This window comes from Mucilaginibacter agri, from assembly GCF_009928685.1.
In the GTDB taxonomy this organism is placed as follows: Bacteria; Bacteroidota; Bacteroidia; order Sphingobacteriales; family Sphingobacteriaceae; genus Mucilaginibacter; species Mucilaginibacter agri.
In genome coordinates, this window is sequence record NZ_WWEO01000042.1 from 64,680 (window position 1) to 83,915 (window position 19,236).

Sequence of the window (19,236 nt, forward strand, 5' to 3'; positions counted from 1 at the left end):
ATATATGTTCAATAAAATTCGAGGGCTTCTTAAATTTTCAACAGTTGCCGCTGTTGTGATGCTTGTATCGACGGTTAAAGCACAAAGCCCGGCTTCATACATAAACCCATTCATAGGCGCAAGCAGCAGTGCATCTGCAGCAGGCATTTATCATGGGCTTGGTAAAACCTTTCCGGGCGCTGCTACGCCTTATGGCATGGTGCAGGTTAGCCCCAACACCATCACTGGGGGAGATAACGGCTCGGGCTATAGCTATGAACATAAAAGCATAAAAGGTTTTGCTTTTACCCAAATGAGCGGAATCGGTTGGTTTGGCGATATGGGCAACTTTTTGGTAATGCCAACCGCCGGCACGCTTAGAACAAGCGCTGGTACTTTAGTCAATCCAGAGGGGGGCTATCGCTCTGCCTATTTAAAATCGAGCGAAAAAGCTTCAGCTGGTTATTACAGCGTGCTGCTTACCGATCATTATATTAAAGCCGAAATGACGGCTGCCCCTCATAGCGGTATGCTTCGCTTTACTTTTCCTCAAAACAAGCAATCGAGGATACAGGTTGATCTGGCGAGGCGAGTGGGCGGCACTTCAACATTGCAGTACGTAAAGGTTGTGAACGCTAACACGATAGAAGGCTGGATGAAATGCACACCCGATGGCGGTGGCTGGGGTAACGGTGATGGCCATGCCGACTACACCGTTTATTTCTATGCCCAATTTAGCAAGCCGTTGAAAAACTTCGGTATTTGGAGTGCTGATATTCCAGATGGGCAAAGTCGTAAACGTGAAGACGTGGAGAGCGCCAAATATCAGGACATGGTTGCGCACTCAAGCATTTTAAAAGGTGTCAAAGAAAAACAGGGAAAACACCTGGGCTTTTTTACCGATTTCGAAACTAAAGACAATGAGCAAGTTATATTAAAATCTGGTATCTCCTATGTAAGTATTGCCGGTGCCAAAAACAATCTGCTTACAGAACTTAAAGATTGGAACTTCGAGGCAGCTCATCAACGTGCGGTAAACTTATGGAACCAAGCCCTTACAAAAGTGAGTATAGAGGGCGGAACACCGGAGGAGAAAACCGTTTTCTACACGGCTATGTACCATACCATGATAGATCCTCGGATTATTAATGATGTCGACGGGAAATATTGGGGAGGCGATGGTAAAACTCATCAAAATGCAAATTTCAAAAAGCGAACCATATTTAGTGGCTGGGATGTTTTTCGCAGTCAGATGCCGCTTCAAACTATTATTAACCCCTCGCTGGTTAATGATATGATCAATTCGCTGGTAACATTGGCGGATGAGAAAAATAAGAATTACCTGGAACGTTGGGAACTGCTTAATGCCTACAGCGGCTGCATGTTTGGTAACCCTGCCGTATCCGTTATAACGGACGCTTATGCAAAAGGCATCCGCAATTTCAACGTACCAGAGGCTTATGCCCTTTCAGTAGGTTCTGTCGAAAAGTTTGGTAACGGTGATGTGGGTTATACACCTGGATCAAATAGTATTGCTCTAACATTGGAGTATGCATATACCGAATGGTGCGTTTCGCAAATGGCCAAGTGGCTAAATCACCCCGCCGACGTAACCAAATATGCTGCCCGCAGTCAGGACTATCATAACATTTTTGATAAAGAAAAGGGATGGTTTCGCCCTAAAGATAAAGACCGCAATTGGGTTGTCTGGCCCGATTCTGGCAGGCTAACGCAGTGGTACGGAACTTTTGAAACCAATCCCTATCAGCAAGGCTGGTTTGTACCACATGATGTTGACGGTATGGTTAAGTTAATGGGCGGCAAAGAAAAGGTAATTGCCGATTTAAATAATCTGTTCGCTAAAACGCCGGAGAATATGATGTGGAACGATTATTACAATCAGGCAAATGAGCCGGTTCATCATGTGCCATTTTTGTACAACCGATTAGGTATGCCTTGGCTCACCCAAAAATGGACGAGGGAAATATGTCGCCGGGCTTATAAAAACGGTGTTGAAGGTTTAGTGGGTAACGAGGATGTTGGCCAGATGTCGGCATGGTACGTATTGGCAGCTGCAGGTTTACACCCCGTTTGTCCGGGCGATACGCGGCAGGAAATAACCAGCCCCGTATTCAATAAAATAACCTTCAAACTAGATGGTAAATATGCAGTTGGGAAATCTTTTACCATTGTGGCTAAAAATAATTCGGCCAAAAATGTTTACATCCAAAGCGCTAAGCTAAATGGCAAACCATATAACAAATGCCATATCGATTTTAAAGATGTAACAGCCGGAGGCGTGCTCGAACTAACCATGGCACCAGAGCCGAACAAAGATTGGGGGATAAATTAAATAGGAATATTAGCGGAGTAAACAATCCGGTAACAATATAAAAATTGAGATCATATGAAGAGACTGTTTTGTATGCTGCTTGGTGGCAGTATGTTTTTTTCGACTGTAAAAGCGCAAACTGTAGCACCTTTTAGAGCGGGCGACCGTGTAGTTTTCGTAGGCAACAGTATAACCGATGGGGGGCATTACCATTCGTATATCTGGCTTTACTACATGACACGTTTTCCCAATATGCGCATCACCTGTTTTAACGCCGGTATAGGCGGTGATGCTATAGGCCAGATAGCAACCCGTTTTGACGATGATGTACTTGCAAAAAAGCCAACAGTTTTAACCCTTAGCTGGGGAATGAACGATAGCGGTTATTTTGAATGGAGCCGCCCGGATGCACAAGCCACCTTCGACAAAAAAATGGTTAACAGCTATAAAACGTACGATACCATTGTTACTAAACTGAAACAAAGGCCACAGATCAGAACCATATTGATAGGTGGCTCGCCTTATGATGAAACTACAAAATTTACTACCAAAAATATATGGCCTCACAAGGGTGCTGCATTGGCAACCATAATTGCACATCAGCAGCAATCTGCAAAAGACAACCATTGGGGCTTTGTTGATTTCTTCCACCCAATGTCGGAGATTAACAAGCGCGAACAGGCAAAGGATTCGACATTTAGCTTAACGCCCAATGACAGGGTTCACCCAGACAATGATGGTCACCTGGTTATGGCCGCTATTTTTCTGAAAGCACAAGGTTTAGAAAACAAGGCAGTAGCAGATGTCAATATCAATGCAACTACAAAAAGCGTTGATAAAACGGTTAATTGCAAAATAACCAATGTTACAGGCTCAACCAATGCACTCTCGTTTGACTACTTAGCAAACTCTTTACCTTATCCGTTAGACACCATCCCGCGCGGTTGGGGCAACCACAAAAAGCAATCAGACGCTTTAAAGGTAATTCCGTTTAATAAAGAGTTTAACCAGGAAGTATTAACTGTTAAAAACTTAAAAACTGGCTCATACAACCTGGTAATTGATGGCGACAAAATGGGTGCCTGGTCGGCAGAGCAATTTGCCAATGGCGTAAATATGGCGGAAATCAGCCAGACACCGCAGTATCAGCAAGCTATCCAAATCCGCGAACTTAATGAAGAACGTTGGGATATTGAACGTCGCCTGCGTATGTACTTATGGATGGAATATGACTTTTTGAAAGGGAAAAACCTGTTGTATAAAGACAACATTGCCGCCATGGACAGTGTAAATAAGTATGCCCCCAAAGACCTGTTTGTTAACGGCAATAAAGATAACTACATGCGTGCCCGTTACAAAAGCCTGCGCGATGCCTGGCAAAAAGAAATGGATGTGTTAACAGACCAGATCTACGCTATCAACAAACCGCGCACGCACCGTGTACAAATAATTGCAGCCGATAAATAATAATCTATTTGATTGATGAAGAGCACCAAGACCTTTATTCTGTTTTTACTACTGCACATTTGTTTGGGTATCAAAGCCAAAGCAGCTGTTGTAGACACGGTTATCACCCATAGCGCCGCTATGCATAAGGATATTAAAGCTGTTGTGATAAAGCCAGCCGATTATTCTACCGGTAAAAAACTACCGGTATTATATCTGCTGCACGGCTTTAGCGGCAATTACAGCGACTGGATTAAAAAGGTACCGGCCATCACAGAATTGGCCGACACCTATCATATATTGATAGTTTGCCCGGATGGCGATTATGCCAGCTGGTATTTTGACAGTCCGGTAAACAAGGATTCGCAATACGAAACGTATGTTGCCTCGGAATTGGTAAAATACATCGATACACATTTTGCTACTCTTGCCGATAGAAAATCGCGTGCTATAACCGGTTTAAGCATGGGGGGCCACGGGGCTTTATTGCTGGCATTTAAACATCAGGATATTTTTGGCGCTGCGGGCAGCATGAGCGGTGGGGTAGACATCAGGCAATTTTCAGACAGATTTGGGATTGAACAGGTACTAGGTAAATACATCGACAACCCGCAGCGTTGGGAACAGAACAGTGTGGTAAATATGTTATATCTGATCAAACCTAACTCGCTTGCTATTACCTTTGATTGTGGCTACGATGATATGATGTATGCCTCAAACCAAAATCTGCATCAGCTATTGCTTTACCGTAAAATACCACACGATTATACTGTTAGGCCGGGTGGTCATAGCTGGGATTATTGGGCAAACTCTATAACCTACCAGGCAATGTTTTTTAGCAAATACTTTGGCAACGGCGCGTCTGTAAAGCATTAAATTTATTAACTATGTGAATTAAATTTAGTGAGATGCTTAATATTAGAAGTATTCGGTTTGTTAGTTTGTTAACCTGCTTATTGTGGGTTGAAGCGCACGCTCAGGTTAAAAAAACGCCTGATCTCACCAAGATCAAATTCACTGTTGAGGAGGCGCCCGAGTGGTCGGCCTTATTGAAGCGAACTAAGGGCTGGTTTGGTGGCGATGGTATTTATACGATACCATTTACCGGACTTGAAGGCAAGCAAACAAATCCGACCGATAGCGTGCTCTTTATTTTTAGCGATACCATGGTAGGTGAAATTAAAGACAACACCATGCAGCCTGGTTATAAAATGATTCACAACTCAGTGGCTGTTTTAAGAGGCAATAAACCAGCAAATGAGAAAATGAAGTTTTACTGGGATAAGGACAGCAAAGGAGAAGCGGAGTCGGTTTTCATCCCTAAAACACCTAAAACCGATACAGCCGACTATTATTGGTTGGGCGACGGTTTTGTAAACCAGGCGCTAAATAACAACCTATACATCTTCGGTTACAGGGTGCGAAACGTAAGCACCGAAGCATTTGGATTTAGAGAGGTGGGCAACACGCTTATTAAAATTCCGGCTGGAAGCAAACCGCCTTTTAAGAAAGTTGAGCAAATGGATACTCCGTTTTACTTAACAGACGAGCAGGGCGACATCGGCTCATTTGGTGCAGGCATCTACGTAAATACAATGCAAGCAGGAGCGCGGAAGCCCGACGGTTATATTTACGTTTATGGCGTTAAAGGCAAAGCCAAAAAATTGTTGGTTGCCCGGGTGCTCCCGAAAGAATTTGAGAATTTTGAACAGTGGAAATTTTGGGATGGCAAAGCCTGGGTAGGAGATATGTATGCTGCCGCAACCCTTACCAATGGCGTATCTAACGAGTTAAGCCTTTCAGCTTTGCCAGACGGCAGGTATGCATTAATATTTCAGCTGGATGCAATGAGTACCACGGTGGGCATGCGTATAGGTGCTAGCCCAACAGGTCCATTTGGCCCCGTAATTAAGTTGTGGGATTGCAAGCCGGATTTGATCGAGAAAACTTTTGTGGTCTATAATGCCAAAGCACATCCGAGCATCTCGAAACCCGGAGAGTTGCTAATTAGCTACAACATCAATTCTATAGAATTTATAAAAGATCTTAAAGTACATCCTAACTTGTACAGGCCAAGATTTATCCGGGTGAAGTTCCAATAAAATAACAATATCAACTTAATGATAAGTAATTGTATCAAATAACTAAATCGATTTATAAACTATCATACATTATGAAAAAAGTACTTTTTTTATTGCTGGCGTTCTCCTTATTCTCCTTCAAAGAAAAAAGACCTCTAAACGTTGTCTTTTTCGGCGATTCGATAACCGAATATGCGGTACAGCCAAAGGGTTTTATCACCCTTATACAGCAACGTTTGAAAGACGAACATAAAGATGCCGATTATACCGTGGCAGGTGCAGGTATAGGTGGCGACAAAATTTACGACCTGTATCTGCGCTACGAAAACGATGTGCTTACTAAAAAGCCCGATGTGGTAGTAATATGGGTAGGCGTTAACGATGTTTGGCATAAGCGTTTGGCTGGTACAGGTACAGACTATGTTAAGTTTGGACGTTTTTATACCGCGCTAATCAAAAAATTCCAGGCTCAAAACATTAAGTTAGTATTGTGTACACCCGCTTCTGTTGGCGAAAAAACAGATTATACTAATGAACTGGATGGTGATCTGAATAAATATTCGCAATACATCCGTGATATCGCTAAGGAGTATAACTGTGGTTTGGTAGATTTTCGTGCCCTGTTTCACGAGTATGGCCTCAAGAATAATCCGGAAAATAAAGAGAAGGACATTTTAACCAAAGATGGCGTGCATTTAAATGACGAGGGCAACAAATACGTTGCAGACCTGATGTACAAAGCAACTATCAAATAACTGTTGAATCTGTTACGGAAAGTTCAAAAGGATGCGAATAATAAAAGGCTTTTTTGCTGGCGCCGCATTATTGTGGTGTAGTGCTGTTTTTGGTCAGCAGCTTAATTTGGTTAAGTATGTTAATACCCGGCAGGGCACTAATACTAAATACGAGTTTTCGTACGGTAATACGTATCCCGCTACATCGCTGCCATTCGGCATGAATACCTGGACGCCGCAAACCGGTAAGAATGGCGATGGTTGGAAGTATCAATACGCTGAGAAAACCATTCGGGGGTTCCAGCAATCGCATCAATGCAGCTCATGGGTTAATGATTACGCTGTATTTAGCCTGATGCCCGTAACCGGCAAGTTAGAGGTTGATGAGAACAAGCGGGCTACTGCATTTAACCACGATAATGAAATTGCCCAGCCAAGCTATTACCGGGTTAAACTCGATAATAATATTACTACGGAAATGAGCCCTACAGAGCGCGGAGCGCATTTGCGGTTTACTTTTCCCAAAGGGGCGGCCTCATACCTTGTACTCGACGGTTATACCAAAATGAGTATGGTGAAAATTGATGTGGCCAGGCATCAGATAACCGGCTGGGTAAATAATTGCCGCTGGGCTCCGGAAGGTTTCAAAAATTACTTCGTGATCACGTTTGATAAACCTTTTGTGGCTTATGGTACCTGGGAGAATAAAAATAATACGATAAGCACCAAAAATACTTCTGCCGAAGGTGAGGGGGTGGGTGCTTATCTCCAATTTAAAAATGGCGATTTGGTGCAGGCTAAAGTTGCATCTTCATACATCAGCCCGGAGCAGGCGCAAACAACATTAACCGCAGAATTAGGACATTTCCGCTCTTTTGACGATACCCGAAAAGCTGCAGACCAGGTTTGGAATAAACTACTTGGCCGGATGTTGGTTGAGGGTGGCACGGAAGAACAGAAAGCCACATTCTATTCATGTCTTTACCATGCCAACCTGTTCTCGCACCAGTTTTTTGAGTACGATAAAAGTGGCAAGCCATATTATTACAGTCCTTATGATGGTAAGCTGCACGATGGCTACATGTATACCGACAATGGTTTTTGGGATACCTTTAGAGCGCAATTTCCGCTTAATACCATTATGCATCCCAAAATGGAGGGCCAATATGCACAGGCCCTGTTAGATGCGCAGGAACAATGTGGCTGGCTGCCCGCATGGTCATTTCCTGCTGAAACTGGAGGCATGCTGGGAAATCACGCTATATCATTATTGGCAGACGCCTGGGTTAAAGGCATTCGTACTTTTGATCCCAAGCGTGCTTTAGATGCCTATTATCACGAAGCCACCAATAAAGGCCCTTGGGGAAGTGCCAATGGTCGCCCCGGATGGAAAGAATATTTTACAGATGGCTATGTTCCATTTAGTCAGCAAACGCAAGGCGCAACAGCCTGGACGCTTGAGTTTGCTTACGACGATTTTTGTGGCTACCAATTAGCTAAACAAACCGGAAATGCTCATTACGAAAATGTATTTGGGAGGCAAATGTATAACTACAAAAACCTGTTCGACCCCAAAACCAGGTTTATGCGGGCCAAAGATGCCAAAGGTAATTGGATAGAGCCTTTTGATCCGCTGGATTGGGGCGGGCCATACACTGAGGGTAATGCCTGGCATTGGACCTGGTCGGTGTTTCAGGACGTACAAGGCTTGATAAATTTAATGGGCGGAGATAAGGCATTTGTTGGCAAAATGGATTCAGTTTTTACCGAGCCGGGCACGATAAAGGTAGGAGGATATGGTGCAGTAATCCACGAAATGACCGAGATGGCAGCCTTTAAAATGGGGCAATATGCACAAGGGAATGAACCTATACATCACATGCTTTATATGTACAATTATGCGGGGCAGCCCTGGAAGGCACAACAACATTTACGTGAGGTGATAGACAAGATGTATAATGCCACAGAAAACGGTTATCCCGGCGATGAAGACGAAGGGCAGATGTCATCGTGGTATGTTTTAAGCTCGGCGGGTTTTTATAGCGTTTGTCCCGGTACTGATCAATATGTGATAGGTAGCCCGGCGTTCAATAAGATGACTATTACGCTGGAGAATGGCAACAAGTTTACGATAGAAGCCAATAATAACAGCAGTAAGAATGTATACATCCAGTCGGCAACGCTAAATGGCAAGCCATATACACACAATTGGATAAGCCATAAGGATATTATGAATGGCGGGGTGCTACACTTTGAAATGGGAGATAAACCGAACATGCAAAGAGGGCTTGCATTGGAAGATAAGCCATTTTCATTATCAAAAATAGAATAGTTTTCGATTGGGAAAGACCGTTGATTTTCAATGCTTACCACTAAGACGTATTAATACAACTATAGGGAATATTGGGCATTTTTATGATTAAATCGGTAGCAGACTTTTGCAACCTGTAAAGATTTGAGTTAATTTACATAACCAAATTAACCAAAGCAAGCGCTATTGATGGATGCTAAACCCCGGTTTACCGAGCGTAAATACCTTTTGATTTTGTTGTTCATGGCATTGCTGTTTATGCTATGGGGCCTTGCCCTAACGCTGGGCGATGTGCTGAACAGGCATTTTCAAAATGTGTTGCACGTTTCAAAGTCCCGTTCATCATTAGTGCAATTATCGATGTTTGGGGCATATGCAGTAATGGGGATTCCGGCGGGAATATTCATGAAAAAATTCGGTTACAAAAACGGCGTGCTGCTCGGTCTGTTTTTATATGCTGCCGGGGCATTTTTGTTTATCCCTGCTGCCGATGTAGAGTCATTTAACTTCTTCAGGTTTGCTTTATTTATACTGGCTTGCGGCCTGGCAACGCTCGAAACTGTTGCGCATCCGTTTGTAGCATGGTTAGGCGACCAGCGCACAAGTGACCAACGCATTAATTTTTCGCAAGCGTTTAATGGTTTAGGAGGTGTGATAGGCCCCTTGGTTGGCAGCTACTTTATTTTAAAGGCTGGTCAGGAGCATTCTAATGATCTTGTCTCTGTAAAGCACCTTTATATCGTTATTGGTAGCGTAATAGCCATTATCGGTGTAGCATTTGCATTTGTGAAGGTGCCTGTGTTAAATGATCCTCATCAAACTTCGGCGGTACCCGATGTAGCAACGGCATTAACCCATACCGATAAAAAGCTTTTTCAACATAAGCACTTTGTATTTGCCGCTATAGCCCAACTATTCAATGTGGCAGCTCAGGGCGGCACATGGGCATATTTTATTAACTACGGACACGAGATAATGCATATGAGTGACGAAAAGGCCGGCTACTTTTTTTCGCTTAGTATGATTATGATGGTTGTTGGCCGTTCGGTAGGCACAGTGGTTATGCGTTATATTGCTCCCAATAAACTATTGGCGGCATTTGCTTTATGTAATATTATGATGTGCCTTATTGTGGCACAGGGTTTTGGTTGGGTATCCTTTATCGCACTACTGTTCATCAACTTCTTTTTCAGTATTATGTTCCCAACCATATTTAGCTTGGGCCTAAAGGATATGGGACGAAAAACCCAGCAGGCAGCCTCATTTATTGTGATGGGGGTTGTGGGGGGCGGTATTTTCCCCCCATTGATGGGGCTTGTAGCTAACCAAAATGTAGCTACAGCTTATTACGTTCCGATAATATGTTATGCTGTGATATTTTTATTTGGTTATACTTATAACAAATTAAATAAAAATACGCTATAAGGTGTGTTAGGATGTCGATAAATCGATTTAATACTGTTTAATTGACATTTTATTTGTGATATATATTATATATTTGATTTATAACTAAAGCACTTGAAAAAACTATCAATCGCCGATATCGCAAAACACCTGCATGTTTCAAAAACCACCGTATCATTTATATTAAATGGCCGCGCCCAGGAAAAGCGCATTGGTAGGGAAGTGGTTGAGCGGGTGCAAAAATTTGTAGACGAGGTAGGTTACAAGCCAAACCCGCTTGCCAAAAGCTTACGTACCGGTAAGTCTAACACCATAGGTTTGATGGTTGAAGATATTTCCAACCCTTTTTTTGCCTCTATAGCTCGCTTGATAGAAGATCGCGCTTATAAAAACGGTTATAAAATAATTTATTGCAGCACTGATAACGACACAGCAAAGACCCGCGATTTAATAAGCATGTTTCGGGACAGGCATGTCGATGGCTACATTATTGCCCCTCCAGAGGGTATAGAAGATGATATCAGTTCTTTAGTAAAAGCGGGTATGCCCGTAGTATTGTTCGATAGACATTTGCCGAATGTTAGCACCGATTTTATTGAGATAGATAATCTTTTTAGCACTTATAATGCCACCAGGCATCTGATACAGCAAGGTTATAAAAAAATTGCATACATAACCTTCGCTAATAACCAAACCCATATGCTGGCGCGGTTGGAAGGATATCACAGGGCTTTGGGCGAGAGTGGATACGAATCATTTGTTAAAGAAATAGATTTTAACCAAAATGACGATCTCATTACGGCCCCCATAGCCGCATTCCTGAAGAAAAATAAGAATCTCGACGCTGTTTTTTTTGGAACTAACCACGTGGGGGCTTGTGGGTTAAAAGCTATTACCGAACTGGGTATAAAAGTTCCGACAGATTTGGCAGTTATCTCTTTTGATGATTATGATGTGTTTAAACTTTTCTCGCCGCCAATTACGGCAATAGCCCAACCCATAGAAGCAATAGCTGATAGCGTTATTACTGTACTGCTGAATAGATTAAATACCTCATCGCAACATATCAGTTCGCAATCCATCATTCTGAAAACTGATCTCAACATCAGGAGATCTTCTAAAACAGAATAGCGCAAACCCCGTAATTATGGTTGGCGGCTTATTATTCTGTATTGGTTTGCAAACCAATACGAGATTAAAGCGCTAGTTCTTTGTTGATTAGCATTTCAAAACTAATATTATTCAGAAATGTATAAGTAACTTAACGTTTCAAAGAATTGTTATGGTGCGTGCGTCGATATTCTTTTACCTCGTAATGGTTAACCTGCTAATCTGCCAAACGCAGCCTTCGTATGGTCAACATACTGTGATAATAGACCGCGCCAAGTTTAATGAAGTACATGAGATAGGATTGCAGGATTCGCTTTGGTACTTCCATGTCGGGCCGTTAAAGAACCAAAGCTCTCCACTAAACACTACAGGTTGGGACACCCTGCAAAATACCAGTTTTGGAGCGTCGAATCGTCCTCGCCACTGGCGCGGACAAGGATGGTTTGCCATCTGGCTATGCGCTACTCCCGACCTGGTTAATCAAAAATTAGCTCTCCGTATAAACCACGATGGTGCTTCCGAAATATTTTTGGATGGCCAACCTATTGGTGGTTACGGCAAAATTGGAAATTCAGCGTCTACGATGGAAGCAGCCCGGGCACCGAGGGATATTATCCCGTTGTGGCTTAGCGACGGCCGTCCGCATTTGCTTAGTATCCATTACACTAACTATGTTGCTACATATGCAGATTTCTACGGTTTCCAGGTCAATATAGGAGATTATCCCTCTGTATCGAATCGGATGCGGCAGAATAACCTCTTTCTGGACACCGTTCCCTGGTTTGCGGCCGCACAGTTGATCCTCGGCCTTTTGCATTTCTTTTTATTTCTGTTTTATCCTAAAAGAAGGATCAATTTTTATTATGCGCTATTTGTGCTCATGGTTGGAATCAATGGCTTTGGGATATACCTTTATTATCAAACCAGGATGCCTTCTGTGCAGCTAATTGCCGAATCGGCAACCTATGTTTGTAAAGTACTGATCATGTGGTCGGCCGTGACATTGCTTTATGCTTTGAATAATGAGCGCTTGCCGAGACGCAGAATGTTGGCTTTAAGCTTGATAAGCTTAGCATATATAATTAAATACATCTTTTTCCCATTCAGCAACTGGAATGATTATTTTTCGCTGACGTTCCTTATTTGTATTGCAGATGGCGGCTGGTCAGCATACCAGATTATCAGGAAAAAGCAAAAGGGCGTGTGGCTGGTTGGGGTAGGTGTAACTGCCGTATTTGTACTCTACGTTTTTGCCTGGGCGGATGTATTCAGTCTTTGGCCTTATTACCTTAGCTCGTTAAGGGTATTTGTTCTTAGTGCCGGTGAGTTGGTACTTCCTATTTGCCTATCGCTGTACTTAGCCCTCGATTTTGCCCGAACTAACCAGAATCTGGTGAGCAAACTAACTGAAGTAAGGGCGTTATCAGCACAAGCCATTACCCAGGAAGCCGAAAAAACAGAACTGATTGCCGGCGAAGCAAAGCGTTTAGAGCAATTAGTGGCTTTGCGCACTTCTGAGTTGCACGAAAAAGCGAATCGATTAAAAGAGTTAGACGCAATAAAATCTCGCTTTTTCACCAACCTTACCCACGAATTTAGAACGCCGTTAACGCTGATCATTAACCCGGCAAAGCAAATGCTGAAAGAAAATGATAACGGGGAACAACAGCAATATTTACAATTGATTCTTCAAAATGCTACTCGTTTACTTGGGCTAATTAACCAGTTACTTGATATGAGTAAACTGGACAGCGGGTTGATGGAAATTGACAACAGGCCGTTTGATCTGGTAGCGGTCATTAAAACACATTTGCAGGCTTACGCTTCTATAGCCATTCAAAAACAGAACACGATTAACTTTACATCCCAATCCGACTCACTTTGGCAACTCGGCGACAACGGCAAAATGGATATGATTGTGCTCAACCTGCTATCTAATGCTATGAAATTTACTAGCGGAGGAATGATAGAGGTAGTCTTAGAAACCACGATTGACAAATCAACCCCTGTTTTTTTATTAACCGTTAGAGACAATGGCAGCGGTATTTCGTCTGAAAAATTACCATACATTTTTGAACGGTTTTATCAGGCCGACCCTTCAGATACACGCTCGGCAGAGGGCTCGGGCATCGGCCTCGCGCTTACCAAAGAACTGGTAGAGTTATTAGGCGGCGAAATTAAAGCCGAAAGCGTGGAAGGATTATTCACGGAGATACAGATCAAATTATCATATCAGCCAACCGATGCTTATCTGCAAATAGAAAGCAACTCTGCGCCGGAACCAATGATTGAACTATCGGTAAACTATCCTCAACCAGAGCAACCCGATGATGAGAAGCCACTGGTTTTATTAATTGAGGATAACGATGAACTGCGGCTTTTTATGAAGCAATTGCTATGCGATAGCTACCGTATAATCACTGCTACAGATGGGGCAGAAGGGGTTTCTTTTGCGATTGAGCAGATCCCTAACCTGATTATTACTGATTTGATGATGCCCAACCTCAACGGGTATCAGGTAACCGATCAGCTTAAATCCGATGAAAAAACCAGTCATATCCCCATTATTATTCTCACCGCGAAAACTGATAAAGATAGTCGGATTGATGGTATTAAAACCGGTGCAGATGCCTACCTGGCCAAACCGTTCGACGAGCCTGAATTGATGGCGCAGATCGAAAACCTTCTGCGTACCCGCAACCAACTGCGCGAACGATACAGCAAGGAAGATCAGTGGTTTAACGATACGTTAAGACTCCCTTCGATGGAGCAGGATTTTGTTGCACGCATGAGAAAGACGGTAGAAGAGCACTTGCCGGAGGAAGGCTATAACGCCGAGAGCCTTGCGGCAGATATGGGGTTAAGCCGCACACAACTGCACCGGAAATTGAAAGATTTGATTGGCCAGGCACCAGGCGAATTGATACGGACTATTCGCTTACAATACGCACATGATTTGTTGAAACGACAAATTGCTACTGTTGCCGAAGTGGCCTATATGGTTGGATTTAGCAATCCGGCCAGTTTCTCCGCCAGCTTCTCGCGCCATTTTGGTTTTCCGCCTAAAAAGGTTGACATTCTTTGATTTTATAAATACCTGGGTTTAATTCAAGCTATGGTAAGCGTTATAAAGCGTCTAATTTCAATTTTTCGGCCACAATGCAAATCTGAAATTTTCGATTTTTTATTTATAACTATTAAATCTATGGAAATAGTATATTTATTTTGATTCGATTAAATAAATCGATACGTTTGCATATATATGCTTTTTAAAGGTATCAAAAACGATTTAATGCGAATGCCGCTTGCTAAAGCGGCGATGTGTTGCTGCTGTTCTTAACTCCCAGGCGGCTTTCCGCTTTCCAGCTGTTCCATCATACATTAAAATCGAATACCCTTAAATGCCACTTCCTCGTAAACGTTTTACATCTATTTTATACCCGAACGCCAGTATTTTTGCAGTTTTTGTATTACTGCTGTTTAGCTCATGGGCAAAAATACCCAGCCACATACCATTGCATGATTTAACAGAGTCATTGGCTTTCAAAAAGGCAGTTGGATTACACTCGCTTAGGTTAGATGGTGCTGTGGTGAACTATCAGTCAACAGCGGGCTATGTGAATGTTGAAGATAGCCAACATCGTAAAGCTCAAATTTTTTACACAGATTATCTTGTACGAAGAGCAAACAGGCCTGTTACATTCGTTTTTAACGGCGGCCCCGGCTCCTCATCTATTTGGCTCCATATGGGGTCTTTTGGCCCGGTTAGGGCAGTTCCAGGAAAAAATGGCTATCAAAATAATCCTAATACCTGGCTAGGCTTTACAGATCTGGTTTTTATTGATCCTGTGGGCACGGGGTTTAGTCGCGCTTCTAATAGTGCAGATGAAAAGTGTTTTTATGGTTATCAGGAAGACGTTGAGATAATTGGACAGTTTATTAAAAAATACCTGACTGATAACAACAGGCAGAATAGCCCTTTATTCCTGGCGGGCGAAAGTTATGGTGCGGCCAGAGCAGTAGGGCTAACGGCCTACATAAGAACCGCTTTTAAAATTCCGGTTAAGGGATTAACGCTTATATCGCCGGCGCTGAATTACAAATTAGTTACTTTCCGTAAAAGGAATGATGCGCCTTACCCTTATTATTTGCCTACCTATGCAGCAACCGCTCAGTATCACAATCAATTAACACCCGAGTTACAGCAAATTACGCCTGAACAACTGAGTAAAAAGGTGACTGCATTTGCATTTGGCACTTATCGCAACGCCTTAACGGGCCTCAATGTGCTACCTGCAAATGTTATCGATACGCTGAGCTACTTTACGGGGATAGACACTGGTACATTGCGCCGTTTAAACGGGCGTGTTACAGATGTTCAGTTCAGTCGCTTAATACTTAAGAAAAAAGGTGAAGTAACCGGAACTTACGACAGCCGAGCAACGGGAAAAGCGTCTGCCGTGGCCGATCCCAGCGAAGTTGCTTTGCGTGCTGTTTTCCCGCAGGCTTTTCAGCAATACCAGCAAAACGAATTACATTATAAGACCCCGTTAGCCTACCTTGCAACAATAGCAACACCAAATTGGAACTATGGGCCGGCGAAAGCAGCGGGTGGTTATCTGGATGTTGTGCCGGTTTTAAGAAAACTGTTAAGCGGCGATACTGATCTTAAAGTACATATTGTAAGTGGCGACTATGACCTTGCAACGCCATCATCCACTGTCAATCTATATGCAAATCAAATAAGGAGCCATAGCGTTTCTGTACACCGTTATTTATCCGGACATATGCTTTACACGGATAGCCAGGCCAATGCAAAATGGTATGAGGATACCAAGGGTTTTTATCAAATGGCGTTGTAATAGTATTAATAAGGTTTATCTCGGTTCCGAAAATACAAGTTTATACTACAGCTCAAATGGTTCGGCCGAAGAGTAGAAGTAAAGTTGCTCGTTATTCATGCCCTTAAAATAAGCTATTCGAAGAGGCGTGAGGGCGCCTAATCCATTCGGTTTATACTAGCAATATAATAGCTATCAAAGCTGCAATTGGGCAGCTTTGATAGCTATTGTTATTTTTACTGTTCTTCTTCTTGTTGAGCACCGGCTCTGCCACCCGAAAGGTTAGCAAAGAATAATGAGTTCAGGAATATCCTGCCTGTACCTAACCAATAACCGCGATAGGTGGGGTCATCGGCAAACAAAACTACTTTCCCCCGGCCACTGCTGGCCAGAATAATAGCCGCAGAATTGGCCACACTGCTAACACTTTCTTTTGGTGCATAGCCGTTAACAAAAGGCTTTGCATTGTAAAGTGCCACTGTGCTATAGCGGTTTGCACTTTGCTGCAGAATAGTCGCCCCATTTTTATTGATAAACAACTTACGGGTAGTTATACCGAATGCAAGAGGATTAGTAATATCCAGATCTGCCTGGAAAATAGCGCCATTGATCCGTTTAGAACCTTCCACTTCTTCCTGACGGTTATAATCCAGCCTGCTGCCATTACCACGCCTGCGAGGTGCTGCATTATTGGCTATCGCGCTGCTGTCGCGCTGGCCACCTGTAGCAGGTTTACCGTTTGCGGCTGCTGGTCTGCGTGCCGGCGTTTCGGTGGCTTCTCCAGAAGTTGTCGGCGCGGCTGTTACTTGTGCCGTCGGAGCATTACCTCCGTCGCGACCGCTAAATGCCGCCGGTGCAACTTTTTCGTTTGAAATGCCATGCTCTATAGCCCATGAACTTGCGGCCTGAAACGTTATAAGCGTACCTCCGTCATTAACCCAGTCTTTGATCTTGTCGACAGTGGCCTTGTCCCAGGCATTATAGACGCCCCCAGGAAGAATCAGTACCGTATAACGGCTCAGGTCAGCTCGTTGGAAACTTGATGGGTCGATCTTGGATACCGGTAAATCAAGCTGCTGATTAAGCAAAAACCAAACCTGGCCTGCTTCAGAAGAAGTCACACCCTGGCCAAAGGCTAGTGCCACTTCAGGTTTTTTGATTGCGCGGATATTGCTGCTGCCTAAGTCGATACCCTCGAGGCTATACCCTGTGCCTACCGCTGTGAAGTTTAGATGCGTATCAGCTGCAACATCTTGCAGGGCTTTGTATAAGGAGTCTGGCGAAATGGTTTGCCCTTCTACCGGGATTACCAATGAACCACTGCCGTAACTGCGCTTCCCAGCTGCTGTATTGGCGGTAAATGGTTTAAAGGCTGCACGAACAATAACCTGCTTTGTTAACAGATGATACAACGCACGGCTCGCATTATAGTCTGTATAATTGAGTAAGTAAGCCAGGGTAGACCTTCCACCTTCTACTGTACCTTTAGGAACATTAGTGCTGCTTACAATATTGCCTTTAACTACCGGAGTTGTTAACCTTGCATATTTTAGCCCATAAGCATGGATAATACTCCAGCCGGTGTTATCGTAATATATACTATCAGTAAGCGCATTTTCTTCGAATATAGAATGCACGATGAGGTAGTTTGGCTGATCCGACGGCACGATATAAGCTTTGTCCTTTTGGAATGTTTTGCCTTCCTGGCTTAGATTGTCATTCAGAGCATATACTTTAATACGATGCTCTAACAGCAGCCCAAGGAATTTCTGTGTAAGGTTCACATCCTTTGCATCGCCAAACACATAGCCCTTGGTTGGGCTTTTTTGCCCTTGTTCTAAAGCGTATTTAAAAAAGTCTTTTTGTGTTTTAAACAAGCCAGCTTTCTCTGCAACGGATGCTCTTATAGTAGAGAAACTTGTGGTTAGGTGATTACGGATACTGAATGCAAACGTAAGCGGGATGCCGTTTGCCGATTCCTGTACAATACCCCGCGAGCTTGCCTGTTCATATGTAGCAGCTACCGCGCCATAGAATTTAGGGTAAGTGGAACCATAGATTGGCGAAAGGTTATCGTAACCTTCCTTAGTGAAATAAAGTGAGCCGATATCATCAAGCGCCTGTGCATTGTATTTAGCCAATACTATACCTTCATCATATAGAAATTGTGGAATAATAGGACTGTAATGGCTTTTGGGAGTAGGTTCGAAATAATAGGTAGCGTTGGTGCCCTGCTCATGGAAATCAATCTGAACGTTTGGATACCACTGGTGAAAAAACTCCACGCGGTTGCGGCTTTCTAACTGTACCAGGTTTAGCCAATCGCGGTTAAGATCGGTGTAATAGTGGTTGGTGCGCCCCGCAGGCCAAGCTTCCTGGTGCTCTTTGTCGATAGGATCTGCCACCGGTGGGTTAGAGTGGAAAGCGTTATGCCAATTCGCTGCGCGATCACGCCCATCGGGATTAAGGGAAGGGTCGATAAAGATCACTGCTTCTTTCAACCATTTTAAAGTTTCGGGATCATTGCTGGCTGCGAGGTAATAACCTGTAAGTAAGCTTACTTCGGTGCTCGAAGTCTCATTGCCGTGTACACCATACCCAAGATCAATAATAACCGGGGCACTGCTGCTGATGGCTGGTTTAGCCGGATCAATCTGATTAAGGTGTTCCTGTCTGATCTGTTCCAGGCGGCTATAGTTCTCAGGTGAGGTTGCCGTAACGATAATTTGTTCGCGGTTCTCATAAGTGTGACCGATAACTTGTACATGGATGCGGTTGCTTACCCGTGCCAGTTCGCGAAAGTAAGCCACTACCTGATCGTGCCGGGTGTAAAATGAGCCGATGGGGTAACCCAGGAACTTTTCGGGTGAAGGGATACTGCTATCAAGTGTGGCCCCGGTTTTAGGGAAATAATAACTGGTTTGCGCTGATGCCAGTTGCAGGGAGATAACCAGTGCCGTTAGTGCACTGGTTATTTTACGGATTGTTTTCATTGAAT

11 protein-coding genes are annotated in these 19,236 nt (G+C 43.5%); 10 read left to right on the forward strand and 1 reads right to left on the reverse strand.

Going from position 1 to position 19,236, the window contains the following annotated elements; genetic code table 11:
• The first annotated feature begins 4 nt into the window (after window positions 1-4).
• The 10 genes from GSY63_RS10290 to GSY63_RS10335 all read left to right on the forward strand — a co-directional run bounded on the left by GSY63_RS10290 (window position 5) and on the right by GSY63_RS10335 (window position 16,259).
• A complete protein-coding gene (locus GSY63_RS10290; protein WP_166585727.1) occupies window positions 5-2,332 on the forward strand; it encodes a GH92 family glycosyl hydrolase in 2,328 nt (775 codons plus the stop codon).
• 54 nt (window positions 2,333-2,386) lie between these two features.
• Window positions 2,387-3,778: an SGNH/GDSL hydrolase family protein gene (locus tag GSY63_RS10295; RefSeq protein WP_166585728.1), complete on the forward strand. Its 1,392-nt coding sequence runs from the start codon at window positions 2,387-2,389 to the stop codon at window positions 3,776-3,778.
• Between the two features lie 15 nt (window positions 3,779-3,793).
• Window positions 3,794-4,633, forward strand: coding sequence for an alpha/beta hydrolase (locus tag GSY63_RS10300; protein WP_166585729.1), 840 nt, complete (start codon window positions 3,794-3,796; stop codon window positions 4,631-4,633).
• Window positions 4,634-4,665: 32 nt separating this feature from the next.
• Entirely contained in the window at window positions 4,666-5,859 is a 1,194-nt protein-coding gene (locus GSY63_RS10305) for a DUF4185 domain-containing protein (RefSeq protein WP_166585730.1), read from the forward strand.
• 71 nt (window positions 5,860-5,930) lie between these two features.
• Window positions 5,931-6,593: an SGNH/GDSL hydrolase family protein gene (locus tag GSY63_RS10310; RefSeq protein WP_166585731.1), complete on the forward strand. Its 663-nt coding sequence runs from the start codon at window positions 5,931-5,933 to the stop codon at window positions 6,591-6,593.
• A gap of 31 nt (window positions 6,594-6,624) precedes the next feature.
• Window positions 6,625-8,904, forward strand: coding sequence for a GH92 family glycosyl hydrolase (locus tag GSY63_RS10315; RefSeq protein ID WP_166585732.1), 2,280 nt, complete (start codon window positions 6,625-6,627; stop codon window positions 8,902-8,904).
• Between the two features lie 168 nt (window positions 8,905-9,072).
• Window positions 9,073-10,308: an L-fucose:H+ symporter permease gene (gene fucP, locus GSY63_RS10320; protein ID WP_166585733.1), complete on the forward strand. Its 1,236-nt coding sequence runs from the start codon at window positions 9,073-9,075 to the stop codon at window positions 10,306-10,308.
• Between the two features lie 93 nt (window positions 10,309-10,401).
• Entirely contained in the window at window positions 10,402-11,418 is a 1,017-nt protein-coding gene (locus tag GSY63_RS10325) for a substrate-binding domain-containing protein (protein WP_166585734.1), read from the forward strand.
• 151 nt (window positions 11,419-11,569) lie between these two features.
• Window positions 11,570-14,482 (forward strand): response regulator, encoded by a 2,913-nt coding sequence (locus tag GSY63_RS10330; protein WP_166585735.1) that lies wholly within the window; start codon window positions 11,570-11,572, stop codon window positions 14,480-14,482.
• A 316-nt stretch (window positions 14,483-14,798) separates the two neighbouring features.
• Window positions 14,799-16,259, forward strand: a complete 1,461-nt coding sequence (locus GSY63_RS10335) for a S10 family peptidase (RefSeq protein WP_166585736.1) — start codon at window positions 14,799-14,801, stop codon at window positions 16,257-16,259.
• A 215-nt stretch (window positions 16,260-16,474) separates the two neighbouring features.
• On the opposite strand, the gene GSY63_RS10340 is transcribed toward GSY63_RS10335, so the two are convergent.
• Entirely contained in the window at window positions 16,475-19,231 is a 2,757-nt protein-coding gene (locus GSY63_RS10340; RefSeq protein ID WP_166585737.1) for a M14 family metallopeptidase, read from the reverse strand.
• Window positions 19,232-19,236: the final 5 nt, after the last annotated feature.

Bases quoted from the DNA above. Each gene is read 5' to 3' on its own strand.
- GSY63_RS10330 (WP_166585735.1), top strand. From the start codon at position 11,570: ATGGTGCGTGCGTCGATATTCTTTTACCTCGTAATGGTTAACCTGCTA.
- fucP (WP_166585733.1), top strand. From the start codon at position 9,073: ATGGATGCTAAACCCCGGTTTACCGAGCGTAAATACCTTTTGATTTTG.
- GSY63_RS10340 (WP_166585737.1), bottom strand. From the start codon at position 19,231: ATGAAAACAATCCGTAAAATAACCAGTGCACTAACGGCACTGGTTATC.
- GSY63_RS10305 (WP_166585730.1), top strand. From the start codon at position 4,666: ATGCTTAATATTAGAAGTATTCGGTTTGTTAGTTTGTTAACCTGCTTA.
- GSY63_RS10335 (WP_166585736.1), top strand. From the start codon at position 14,799: ATGCCACTTCCTCGTAAACGTTTTACATCTATTTTATACCCGAACGCC.
- GSY63_RS10295 (WP_166585728.1), top strand. From the start codon at position 2,387: ATGAAGAGACTGTTTTGTATGCTGCTTGGTGGCAGTATGTTTTTTTCG.
- GSY63_RS10310 (WP_166585731.1), top strand. From the start codon at position 5,931: ATGAAAAAAGTACTTTTTTTATTGCTGGCGTTCTCCTTATTCTCCTTC.
- GSY63_RS10290 (WP_166585727.1), top strand. From the start codon at position 5: ATGTTCAATAAAATTCGAGGGCTTCTTAAATTTTCAACAGTTGCCGCT.
- GSY63_RS10300 (WP_166585729.1), top strand. From the start codon at position 3,794: ATGAAGAGCACCAAGACCTTTATTCTGTTTTTACTACTGCACATTTGT.
- GSY63_RS10315 (WP_166585732.1), top strand. From the start codon at position 6,625: ATGCGAATAATAAAAGGCTTTTTTGCTGGCGCCGCATTATTGTGGTGT.